At 40.9% G+C, this 11,789-nt stretch carries 12 protein-coding genes; 4 read left to right on the top strand and 8 right to left on the bottom strand.

Annotated features, from left to right (window positions below):
- Positions 1–232 (bottom strand): helix-turn-helix domain-containing protein (locus BS63_RS1000000111740; protein ID WP_028798449.1); only part of this gene is annotated, 232 nt, incomplete at its 3' end.
- A 230-nt stretch (positions 233–462) separates the two neighbouring features.
- Between BS63_RS1000000111740 and BS63_RS0104285 the strand changes: the two genes are divergently transcribed.
- From BS63_RS0104285 to BS63_RS1000000112270, 4 genes are all read left to right on the top strand, one after another.
- Positions 463–936, top strand: coding sequence for an HTH domain-containing protein (locus tag BS63_RS0104285; RefSeq protein ID WP_028798448.1), 474 nt, complete (start codon positions 463–465; stop codon positions 934–936).
- A 115-nt stretch (positions 937–1,051) separates the two neighbouring features.
- The gene (locus BS63_RS0104280) at positions 1,052–1,369 is read left to right on the top strand and encodes a PRD domain-containing protein (protein ID WP_231910492.1); all 318 of its coding nucleotides are present in this window, start codon (positions 1,052–1,054) and stop codon (positions 1,367–1,369) included.
- A gap of 3 nt (positions 1,370–1,372) precedes the next feature.
- Entirely contained in the window at positions 1,373–2,257 is an 885-nt protein-coding gene (locus BS63_RS1000000111330) for a BglG family transcription antiterminator (protein WP_428835822.1), read from the top strand.
- Entirely contained in the window at positions 2,172–2,372 is a 201-nt protein-coding gene (locus tag BS63_RS1000000112270; protein WP_176621499.1) for a PTS sugar transporter subunit IIA, read from the top strand. Before BS63_RS1000000111330 ends, BS63_RS1000000112270 begins: the two co-directional genes overlap by 86 nt.
- Positions 2,373–2,674: 302 nt before the next feature.
- Here the strand turns inward: BS63_RS1000000112270 and BS63_RS0104270 are convergent, their stop codons facing one another.
- The 7 genes from BS63_RS0104270 to BS63_RS0104240 all read right to left on the bottom strand — a co-directional run bounded on the left by BS63_RS0104270 (position 2,675) and on the right by BS63_RS0104240 (position 11,600).
- Positions 2,675–2,881: a hypothetical protein gene (locus tag BS63_RS0104270; RefSeq protein ID WP_019772845.1), complete on the bottom strand. Its 207-nt coding sequence runs from the start codon at positions 2,879–2,881 to the stop codon at positions 2,675–2,677.
- Between the two features lie 374 nt (positions 2,882–3,255).
- Complete coding sequence (locus BS63_RS0104265) at positions 3,256–5,706, bottom strand: ATP-dependent Clp protease ATP-binding subunit (protein WP_019789562.1); 2,451 nt, start codon at positions 5,704–5,706, stop codon at positions 3,256–3,258.
- Positions 5,699–6,166 (bottom strand): CtsR family transcriptional regulator, encoded by a 468-nt coding sequence (locus tag BS63_RS0104260; RefSeq protein WP_002963295.1) that lies wholly within the window; start codon positions 6,164–6,166, stop codon positions 5,699–5,701. The genes BS63_RS0104265 and BS63_RS0104260 overlap by 8 nt, the downstream gene beginning before the upstream one ends.
- A 344-nt stretch (positions 6,167–6,510) precedes the next feature.
- Complete coding sequence (gene tsf / locus BS63_RS0104255) at positions 6,511–7,551, bottom strand: translation elongation factor Ts (RefSeq protein WP_002959773.1); 1,041 nt, start codon at positions 7,549–7,551, stop codon at positions 6,511–6,513.
- Positions 7,552–7,682: 131 nt separating this feature from the next.
- Positions 7,683–8,456, bottom strand: coding sequence for a 30S ribosomal protein S2 (gene rpsB, locus BS63_RS0104250; protein WP_002959771.1), 774 nt, complete (start codon positions 8,454–8,456; stop codon positions 7,683–7,685).
- 193 nt (positions 8,457–8,649) lie between these two features.
- Positions 8,650–10,497, bottom strand: a complete 1,848-nt coding sequence (locus BS63_RS0104245) for an APC family permease (protein ID WP_002959770.1) — start codon at positions 10,495–10,497, stop codon at positions 8,650–8,652.
- Positions 10,498–10,640: 143 nt separating this feature from the next.
- Positions 10,641–11,600 carry a helix-turn-helix transcriptional regulator gene (locus tag BS63_RS0104240; protein ID WP_002959769.1) on the bottom strand — a complete coding sequence of 320 codons (960 nt, stop codon included), beginning with the start codon at positions 11,598–11,600 and terminating at the stop codon, positions 10,641–10,643.
- Between the last annotated feature and the right edge of the window lie 189 nt (positions 11,601–11,789).

The raw sequence follows: 11,789 nt of genomic DNA, 5'->3' as shown, positions 1-11,789 counted from the left end.
CCTTTTTCAACTTTGGTGTCAAACGAGACTTCCGACCTTTTTGCTTAGCCCTGTGGTCGTACTGTTCCTGTGCTAAGGCTGCGGAATAACCATTTTGGCATCGTCTTAACTCTCTTGAAATAGTAGACTTATGGACGCCAAGTTTATTTGCAATTTGGCAAGGTTTCAAACCTAATTCTAAGTAGGTTTCTATCTTTATTCGGTCGGTTATGGTAAGATGGGAGTAGCTCATAGTTTTTCCTCGGGTTCTGTTTGTGTGGTTACTTACAGTTTACACCAATGAAACGCTATGAGTTTTTTTGTTGCACTATATTTTACAATTTATCTTCCATTAAAAAATATTTTAAAAGTAAAATATTTTAATGTTCATTACCATTTTTAAAGGAAATTATGTAAAATGTTACAAACTCCTTTTGTGTTATATTTATATTAGAAATAAGGGTTAGATGGGAGGAACAAGTGATGTCAAAATTAGATTATTCACGATTAGATAATATTTTAAACTATCTTATAAGGAGAAATCTTCCAATCCCACCTGATATCCTCTGTAAAGAACTGAACATTTCTAGTAGAACCTTGCGAAATGATATAAAGACTATCAATGATTACATCAACAATCACGGTGCTGAGATTGAATTAGTTAGAAAAAAAGGTTACAAATTAATCTATACTGATAAAGAAGAATTTGAACTATTTTGGCATCATGACGATAAAGGAACATTCTTATTCACTTCTGCCAAAAATAGAATTGATTTTTTACTGAGAATTTTTCTAACTACTGATAATTATGTGACTCAGGAGTATCTTTTAAATACATTTTTCATTAGTCAAAATACCTTATATAGCGACTTTAGAGCTCTTAAAAAGCTCTTAGAACCTTACCAAATTCAGAAATCTAACAAAAGCAACTTAGGCTATTTTAGCTACAGAGGTTAACATTCGCTCTGCCATACTAAGTTTGATTTTTCAAGATAATCTAGATGATTTTATTTTGGACAACGACGAATCCGTCAAAGATATCTGTAATAATATCAACTACGAGGGGTTTTCTGTGATCTTCTATAATTTTATAGATAGTATTGAATTAAATAATACCGATTATTTTGAACGAAATAGTTTCTCAGCTATATTACTAGCTCTTAGCCGTTTTAAATATGGTCATCAAATTGATAGAACTTTTAAACCAACTCTAAGTTTATCGGAGACTTACCAAAAGGCATTTAATAAATTTATTGAAGAATTAAACAAGGCTTTTCAGATCAAGTTATCAAAGAGTGAACAAGCTTATATACTTTTCATTCTTTCCGAGAACCACCCAAATATCATTGAACAACTTGATATAAGTGATAATAATATAAAGTTAGCCTAGGATATCGTTCAATCATTACTCAACCACCTAAGTCAGAAAATTTCAGATGACTGGATTTACGACAAAAAACTTGAAAACAATCTCACCAATCACATTATTCGTGCTTTAAATGTCCTTGTTATTAAGGGCAGTCAAACAAATCCAATCTGCCAGCATATAAAAAATAATTTCCCCTATGCCTTTGATTTAGCTGCAAACGAGATGTCAAGAATTGAAAGCATTTTCCATTTAACATTTTCCGAAGATGAGATTGCTTATATTGCCTTATATCTAGCTAATGCTATAGAAAAGTATAAAAATTCTTCCAACGCCAAACTTAAAATTGCTATTATCTGTGGAACTGGAAAGATTTTAAGTTCTATTATTGAATCTAGACTAAGACGTTATTTCTCCGGGGCAATTGAAAGTGTAGATAATTTATCATTGAAGGAGTTTGAAGTGACAGATACGAATGACTACGACCTATTTGTCACAACTATTCCAACGCAGATAAGTGATAAAATTTTCTATTTTGATATCAGTAATTTTGAACAGAACTTTAAGGATTTGAAAAAAACGATTAGTTCAAAACAACAAAAATTGCAGTTATTTAATTTATTCTCCATTAAAACATTTCCTAGTAAACTCACAAAAAATCAATTGATAGAAGATTTGTCCGATGAGCTACTTCAAAAAGGCTATGTTACAGAGACGTTTTCACAAGATGTTTTAAATAGAGAGCTAATCTCAAATACTATTTTGGATAATATTGTGGCTATCTCCCATCCTATAAATCACAGCGTAAAAAAAAAGCATAATCTCTGTGGCAATTATTCCAAAAGGAATCAATTGGAATCAGACCCCAATAAAATTTGTTTTTTTATTAGCAATCCGACCAGAGGATATTAAGTCTCTAGAATACATTTACGAAAAACTTTTAGATTTCACAACCTCAAAGGCTCTTCAGGAGGATTTATTAAAAAATCGTAATTTGGAGTCCCTGAATAGAATTTTTAATTCATAATCAGGCTTCCTTACTTTCTAATTGTTATTTTAGACGAGCTAATAAGTACTGCCTTGCTATTAATACTAAGTAAAATCAAACCTAGCAATATAATCAAATACATAACTTTTTCGTAATATTACGTAAAAGAAACGAGCTTATCCTGATACTTTCGCCGTAGTGGTATTATAAGTGGTAGCTTTGACGTTACTTATAACGGGATTTTTGAGACTTGGGCTCAATCTTAGGAATGAAACTCCCCTACACTACTGTTGAAATAGAGAATCGGGCGATAGGGCCTCAATGCTCTATCACCCGATTTTCTATTTTCCTTTTTGGGGGTGACGGCTTTGTATCTTTATAAGGAGTTTACTTCCGTCCGTACTACCTAAGGAAACATCAAAATATAACTTTTGAAATTTATTGAGTATAAGCTCAACGAAAAGATAAAACAAAAAGCGAATACTAGAGTCTTTTCTGTCCTGCAGAATTCTCCAGTGTTCGCTTATTTCATCATGAGGCTGGGACAAAAGGTCCTAACCTCCTTACTTTTTCAACATCAAATAGTTTGACCCCGTAGTTGATTTGTGATGAGCGACTTGACACTTTAGTGTTTGGTCACTCACATGCCAGTGAAACGGCGGTAATATCCTTATCCCTTGCTTGGCAAGGGATAGGTCCAAGTCAACTGTGCGGAGGCGGGAGTGTCTAGTCCAGTGGACTAGACAGCCTACGACAGGTCCCATTCAAACTCTTGTCGAGTTTGAATGGGGAACTTAGTAAGGAGGGGACAGTAGTTCGCAAAATAGCGACTACTGTATCAACTCTCTTGAAGCCTTAAAACTAGAGAGCAAGGGGAAATTGATTTCTCCGAAATCATGATTGAGTCCCACTCCCATTTTTTCTAGTCATCAATGGTAAATTTCAGACTGCCCTTGTGGCTGCCAATTTTTAGTTTGGAATCGGCCTTTAATTGGCCTGACAGGAGCAATTCGGACAATCTGTCTTCAACTTCAGTTTGAATGGTTCGGCGTAAAGGCCGAGCTCCCATTTCTGGATCATAACCATGCTCAGCCAAGAGTTTGAGAGCAGCTGGCTGAACTTTAAGGTCGATTTGCTTCTCAGTCAGGGTAGCTGCCAGTGGTTTCAGCATCAACTTAACAACTTGACGCATGTGGTCTGGTGTTAAACTGTGGAAGACAATCTTCTCATCAATCCGATTGATGAATTCAGGCCGGTAGGCTTTTCTGAGTTCTTCCATAATTCGTCCTTGCATAGCTTGGTAATCCTGCCTGATGCCCTTGGCACCAAAGCCAACGGTTTTATCATCTCGAAGAGCCGTCGCCCCCAAATTGCTGGTCATGATAATGATGGTATTAGAGAAATCAACTTTGCGCCCACGACTGTCGGTCAATACCCCATCATCCAGCACCTGGAGGAGGACATTGAAGATGTCAGGGTGGGCCTTTTCCACCTCATCAAAAAGGAGGACAGAATAAGGCTTCTGGCGCACCTTCTCGGTCAATTCGCCTCCTTCTTCGTAACCAACATAGCCTGGAGGAGCTCCGTTGAGCCGGCTGGCAGCAAATTTTTCCATGTACTCGGACATATCAAAGCGAATCAGAGCTGACTCATCATCAAAGAGGAGCTCAGCTAGGGCCTTGGCCAACTCGGTTTTACCAACCCCAGTTGGCCCTAGGAACATGAAGGAACCGATTGGCCGCTTGCCGGTCCGGATACCCGACTGGTTACGGCGAATGGCTCTGGAAACAGCTGAGACAGCATCCTCTTGACCGATAACCCGCTTGTGGAGTTCCTTTTCCAAATTGAGGTAACGCTGATTATCAGCCTGGGTCATCTTCTCAAGCGGAATACCTGAGAGTTTGCTGAGGGTCCGCAGGATGTCCTCTTCCCTGACGGCGACAGGCTTGTGAATCTTCTGCTTATCTTCTTCCGTCTTAAGGAGGCCAGCGACGGCTTCCAGATTTCCAGAGAGGAGGGCTTGGTCAGCCGAACTGAGAAAGGTCGGCAAGGAACGTTTCACCGTATTTTGTACCATAGCACTGGCTTCATCCAGCAGATCAATAGCTGAATCGGGCAGGTTCTTGCTGGTCAAATAGCGATGGGCCGATTTGACAGCCGTTAAGACAGCCTGGTCAGAGATGGTAACATTATGGTAACTTTCATAGCTACCCCTCAATCCTAATAGAATCTGATAGGCCTCATCAACCGTTGGCTCTTCAATCAAAACCCTAGCAAAGCGACGAGATAGAGCGGCATCCTTTTCAATATGCTTAGAATACTCTTCTTGGGTCGTTGCCCCAATCATGTGGAGGGTTCCTCTAGAAAGAGCCGGCTTAAGAATATTAGCAGCATCTAGGGTGCTATCAATACCGCTACCAGAGCCCATAATAGTGTGAACCTCATCAACAAAGAGGATGATATGACCATCGGCCTCAATATCCGCAATAATCTGATTCATGCGCTCTTCAAAGTCACCTCGAAAGCGGGTACCAGCCACAACTGACATCATGTCCAATTCCAAAACTCGGAAGTCGGCTAATTCATATGGGACCTCTCCCTCGACAATTCTCTGGGCCAGACCGTAAGCTAGGGCTGTCTTTCCGACACCGGCATCACCGACCAAGACAGGATTATTCTTGGTCTTACGGCTGAGAATTTGCAACATCCGCATGATTTCCTCATCACGGCTGACAACCTTTTCCAGCTGACCTTGAGCAGCTAGAGCTGTCAAATCACGGGTGAAATCGGCTAAATCACCCGTTGTTGGCTGAGGTCCGCCCATCATATTGCTAAAGTTGTTATTGCCAGATTTCTTGGGCTTGGCCAAGTCAAAAATAGCCTTGACATCTTCCTTAGAAAAGCCTGCGTAGCGCTCAATAACTTTGCGCAGGTCAATCAATCGAAGATTATCCTTGCCCTCATCTTGAAAATGAAAACCGACCTGCTCCAAAATCCTAGCGGCTAGATTGTCACGCCCAAACATCATGGACAAAAGAACGTGCTCACTACCAACTTGAGGTGCTTTTACAGCTCCAGCGATGCGAGTGGCATAGGCCAGAATACGCTCCAAGGCTCTTGATGTCGGTAAAACTTGATTAAGCTGAGCAACCTTGATTGGCTTACGACGGATGACCAGCATGGTTGCATCCTCGTATTCATCCAAATCAATTTGATCCGCAAAATCCAGCAGAGCCAAATGAGCTACCGTCTCATCGGTATCCACCATGGCTAGAAGAAGATGCCAGGTCTCCAAAAATTGACTTTGGTAACGGGCAGCCTGGTACTGGGCCCGGCTAAATATTTCTTGCATTTTCAGGGAATAATCAGTCATCTGGATTTCCTTTTCTATCGAGTCGTTGAATAATTTTTTTCAGCATGCGGGCACGAATCTGAGGGGCATCCTCTCCCAGAACTTCATCGGAAGATGAGGCGAGGATGATATTGCCCTCCCGCTCACTGATAATGTCTTGATCATAGAGCTGTTGAATCAAATCATCAAAAACCTGACTGCTGATGGCTTCACCAACGGAATTGGCTAGGGCATTGAGCAGGTGGTGCTTGTCAGAAAAGGCAAACTTGGCTATCCGAATATAGCCACCGCCCCCTCGCTTACTTTCCACCACATAACCTCGGCTTTCGGTAAAACGAGTCTTGATGACATAGTTAATCTGGCTGGGAACCACATCAAATGAGTCCGCCAGATGGGAGCGCTTGAGCTCGACAATGCCCGACTGGGCCAAAATATTTTTGATATATTCTTCGATATTATCCGAAGTATTTTTTACAGGCATAGACTACCCTTCCTTATCTTTGACTAACTTTGACTATTATACCTTAAAAGAAAAAATTTTGAAAGCTTTAGCCATTGAAGCAGGTTGGATGCAAAGGAAGAAAACACGGCTGACATTGGGATAAATACTCCTCAAACTTCAAAATCTGATTTTTGATATTTCTTCACTTCTAAGTTTCTAGGCTCAGACCCTAAATAGTTCAGTGGACTATTTGAGTAAGTAGTGTGTACGCAAGCATAGACTAAGTCCCTAGGAGCACAACAAAAAAGACCAGGCTTAAAACCTAGTCTTGTCGCCTTCGTCAGAATTCCTAAGACCTTCGAAGTGCTTAACGGCTCTGTATCTTACTTATTCAAGGCTGCGGCCATGGTTGCGGCTACTTCGTTTTCAAAGTCATTTGAGGCTTTTTCGATTCCTTGGCCAACTTCAAAGCGGACAAAGTCAACAACCTTAGCATTTACGGATTCAAGGTAAGCTTCAACAGTCTTGCTGTCGTCCATGATGTAGACTTGAGCAAGGAGGGTGTATTCTTGGTCAACCTTGGTGTTGTCCAATTTGAAGCGGTCCATCTTACCTGGGATGATCTTGTCCCAGATTTTTTCTGGTTTGCCTTCAGCCTTGAGTTCAGCCTTGATGTCTTCTTCAGCTTGTGCCAAAACTTCGTCAGTCAGTTGGCCCTTAGATCCATACTTCAAGAATGGCAGGGCTGGTTTGTTAACCATAGCACGGCTTTCGTTATCTTGTTCAATCTTGTGGTTCATTTGAGCCAATTCGTCATGGATGAATTGCTCGTCCAATTCCTTGTAAGACAAAACTTTTGGACTCATTGCAGCGATGTGCATTGAGATTTGTTTTGCCAAGGCTTCGTCGCCACCTTCAACAACAGCGATAACACCGATGCGGCCACCGTTGTGTTGGTAAGCACCGAAGTGTTGAGCGTCTGTTTTTTCCAAAACTTGGAAACGACGGAAGGAAATCTTTTCGCCGATTGTTGCTGTCGCATTGACATAAGCAGCTTCCAAAGTTTCTCCTGTAGGCATGGTTAGAGCAAGAGCTTCTTCATTGTTAGCTGGCTTGTTTTCAGCGATGACTTTGGCTGTTTCGTTAACCAATTCAACGAATTGGGCGTTCTTAGCAACGAAGTCTGTTTCAGCATTGACTTCAACAACGGCTGCCACATTCCCAGCAACATAAACGCCAGTCAAACCTTCAGCAGCGACACGGTCAGCCTTCTTAGCTGCCTTAGCCATACCTTTTTCACGAAGCAATTCGATGGCCTTGTCCATGTCACCATCAGTTTCAACCAAGGCTTTTTTAGCGTCCATAACGCCTGCACCTGATTTTTCACGCAATTCTTTAACCAGCTTAGCTGTAATTTCTGCCATGAGTTTTCTTCCTCCAAAATTTATATGATGAAAGAAAGGGACGAGGGCTAGGCCCCGCCCCTTTCGTGGTTTTACAATATTAGTCGAGGTGGGGGGCCATTTAGAAAGCCAAGCCCCTACCTTTTCAATACTTACTTATTGTCGCCTTCGACAACTTCTACCAATTCTTCAAGGGATTCCGTTGAAGCAGCTTCTGCCAGTTCTTCTTCGACAGCCTTGTCTTCCCCTTGTTTACCTTCGATGATAGCGTCAGCCAATTTAGAAGTAATCAACTTAACGGCACGGATAGCGTCATCGTTGGCTGGGATGATAACATCAATATCATCTGGGTCAGTGTTGGTATCAACCATAGCCACAACTGGGATGCCAAGTTTCTTAGCTTCCTTAACAGCAATTTGTTCCTTATGTGGGTCAACAACGTACATAACGTCTGGAATCCGTGGCATATCTTCGATACCGCCCAAGAATTTTTCAAGACGAGCACGTTGCTTGTTAAGCAGGGCAACTTCCTTCTTAGGAAGGACTTCGAAAGTACCGTCAGCTTCCATTTGTTTGATTTCTTTCAAACGACGGATACGCTTTTGGATAGTATCCCAGTTAGTAAGGGTACCACCCAACCAACGGTGGTTGATGTAGAATTGACCAGCACGAGTAGCTTCTTCAGCGATAGCTTCAGCAGCTTGTTTCTTAGTACCGACAAAGAGGATAACAGCATCGTTAGCTGCAGCATCACGAACGAATTCGTAAGCTTGGTCTGCCAATTTAACGGTTTGTTGCAAGTCGATAACGTGGATACCGTTACGTTCGGTGAAGATGTACTTAGCCATCTTAGGGTTCCAGCGACGAGTTTGGTGACCGAAGTGAACACCAGCCTCAAGCAATTGTTTCATTGAAATTACTGACATGAGTAGTTTCTCCTTTTGTTTTTTGTCCTCTCTCGGATTTCAACTCGCAGGTCAACCCCAGAGGGAAACAGACCCACGATTCGTCCAAGATGAGTATTATCGCAGACTGCGACCTTTTTATGATAGCAGAAATCCCTAAATTTTGCAAGTGTCTGCCATGGTCAGATGATTTTTCGAGAAGCCGGCTCAGTACTTATTTCTTTAGGTGATAAGAATAGGTTGCAATAACAATGTCCTCATGCCAGCGTAAGCTAGCACGCAAGCGTAGACTCATCTGATTGTGTAAAACATTCTGCCAGCCATGTTTAGGAATAAACTTAGGAATAACAACCGTCAGGGTATGACCATTCTTTTTGGATTCTTCTAATATTTCTTGAACAAACATCATTGTTGGTTTTACAATATCGCGATAATTAGATTCTACCATCACCAAAGGAATTTCTGGGAAGTAATCCTTAAATTCCTCCTCCAATTCCTTATCTTTTTCCTTTGTTTCCAAGGTAGCTACGTGCATGGCCAAGACTCTTTGTCCGATACTGCGAGCATAATTGATGGCTGGTATACTGGCTTTAGTCATATTACCGACTAATACCAAAACAGTGTTGCCTTGGTAAGGAATAGCTTTAGCACCTTCCGTTATTCGCAACTGCATGGCAACATTGCTGTAGTGACGTTTGATAGCATTAAAGAGGCCTAAAAGAGCAATGATGATTGGAAAGAAAGGCCAGATATCCCCCAGTCGAAAGACCAATAAAATCAGGATGATGCCATAACAAATCAGAGCCCCTAAAATGTTTGCTAGAGAGCGACCTAGGTAGCCATGTTTTAAGGTCCGCCGCCAGTGAATGACCATCCCTGTTTGTGATAAGGCGAAGGGAATAAATACACCAATAGTATAGAGAGGAATCAATCGCTCGGTAGAGCCATTAAAGATGAACAATAAAGCAATAGCTCCCAATGCTAAGGTAATAATACCATTAGAATAGCCCAGACGGGCTCCTTTTTCCATAAACAGATGGGGCATATATTTATTTTTTGCCATATTAAAAGATAGCATAGGGAAGGCCGAAAAACCAGTATTAGCAGCGACTGCTAAAATAAAGGCCGTTGCTAATTGGAAAATATAGAAGAAAACATTTCCTAGAACTGAATTTCCATAAACTGTCTTAGCAATTTGAGCTAGTACCGTAACATGCTGTGATGGTAAAATTCCCAACCAAAAGTTTAAAAAGGTAATCCCAGCAAACATTAGCCCCAAAATCAGGGCCATAAAGCCCAAGGTTGCTGAAGCATTTTTCTCTTTGGGCTTTTTAAAGAAGGGGACAGCATTAGAGATGGCCTCAACACCTGTCAAAGAAGCCGAACCACTTGTGAAGGCACGAAGCAAGAGAATCATGCTTACCCCTGAGACACTTTGGCCAATATGAGCAGTCGCCATATAGGGAAGGTGGCCAACTATAATCTGATAGGAGCCATAAAGTAATAAGAAAAGAATACTGACAATAAAGAGATAAACGGGAATCATCAAGGACCTAGCTGACTCTCTTAGACCACGAAGGTTCATCACCATTAGAACTAAAACGAGAACCACCGAGATGCCCAAATTGTGCTCCTTGATGACAGGAAAAGCTGAAGTGATTGCATCTGCTCCAGAAGAGACAGAAACAGCTACTGTCAACATGTAGTCCACTAGCAGACTTCCTCCGGCAATCAAGCCCCAACTAGGGGAAAGATTTTCTGAAGAGACCACATAAGCTCCTCCTCCTTTGGGATAAGCATGAATAACCTGTTGGTAGGAAATGGTTAAACTGGCTAAAAGCACTAAAACCATCAGTCCGATTGGCAGAGACCACCAAATAGCTAAGGGGGAAACCGCAACCAAAATTAGGATAATCTGCTCTGGCCCGTAAGCAATTGAAGATAGAGCATCGCTAGAGAGCATTGCTAGAGCCTGTTTTTTAGACAGGAGATGAGTATCATCTCCCTCATTGGTAGAAATCAGAGGATCTCCGATAAAGAGAGCTTTCAATCGTTTAAGCATTATTAAACTCCTAAAAATAATGATGATTCATTATAATACTAGACTTAAGCTTTCGCAAGACATTTTACGATGTTTTAGGTATTTTTTGTCTAATCGGGGTAAGAGGCTAGGGCTTTTTTCTAACCATCATAACTGAGCACCAATTAAACGTTGTCATCCCTAAATGTTCCAAAGAGCGTATAGATTTGCTCCCGCTGGTGAATGGCCATCTTGCGATAGATATTGTGGATGTGAGCCTTAACAGTTCCCACTGATAGGGAAAGACAGTCGGCAATCTCTTGATTATTCTTATGTTCAAGCAAGTGTTGACAAATTTCACACTCTCTTTGTGTTAGGTGGTAGTAGCTGAAAAATGCTTGCTCAATCTGAGAGATCGAAGAGGCGGGGGCCATTTGAGCTTTCGTTTTTTTCTGCTTAGGATAGTCTAAAAGGAAATAGCGATCAGCCAATAGACATGTGATAATTTTAAAGATGTCTTCAGAAAAATTGCGATTTTGGATGTCCATATTTAGGAACTGGTAATTATCTACGTTAAAAATGACATAGCTGTCTTCTAGAAGGATGGTAAAGCCAAAAATTAGGAAAATTCTCGCCATCCATTTGAGATATTTGCTAGACAGACTAGTCTTATCGGCCAAGCCTTTTTCCTGGTAGCGGGTCAGAGCCGCTAAATATATGAGAAAGAGTTGATTAGGCAAATAGTAGAGGTAGACCGTTAGGGCCCTGCTGTTAAAGAGGGGGATAATGCCCATCCAGGCTATTATCCCTAGCAAAATACCATACTGGTGGAGTTTAATTTTTTTATTCCCAAGCCTCGTCACTAGCCACAATTGGCAAAAATTATTAACAGTATATATGAGGATTTTTACAAAAGGCATGCCTTTAAAATCACTATTATAAACAACTGCAAAAGTTTTAAAAATTTCCGTTAAAGAAACGATTAGGTTGTCAAAAATAAAAAAGAGAAAATAAACTCCCAAAACAAAAAATATCTGACGCTTTCGGATGTCTTTTAGCTTATAGGTATCGTTAAAGGCTAAAGCCATTGTTACTGAATAAATCATCAGCAGCAGAGTATTGTAGAGATAACTTATAATTGCCATTTTTCACCTAATCTCCGGTTTAGCTCCCCCAAAAAGAGCTTCTTTTCACACTAAACTCATCTAAACTCTGAGCCTATAAACATGATACAAAGTCAATAAAACCAATCTGTTAGCTAGAGTTTACATTTTTATAACCAAATGTGTCCTTTTAGTTTATTGTAAACCCTTACATCTCTTGCTAGACTTAGC

Origin of the sequence: Streptococcus sobrinus DSM 20742 = ATCC 33478 (genome assembly GCF_000686605.1) — a bacterium.
GTDB classification, from domain to species: Bacteria; Bacillota; Bacilli; order Lactobacillales; family Streptococcaceae; genus Streptococcus; species Streptococcus sobrinus.
This window is presented reverse-complemented; position numbering and strand designations above follow the sequence as displayed.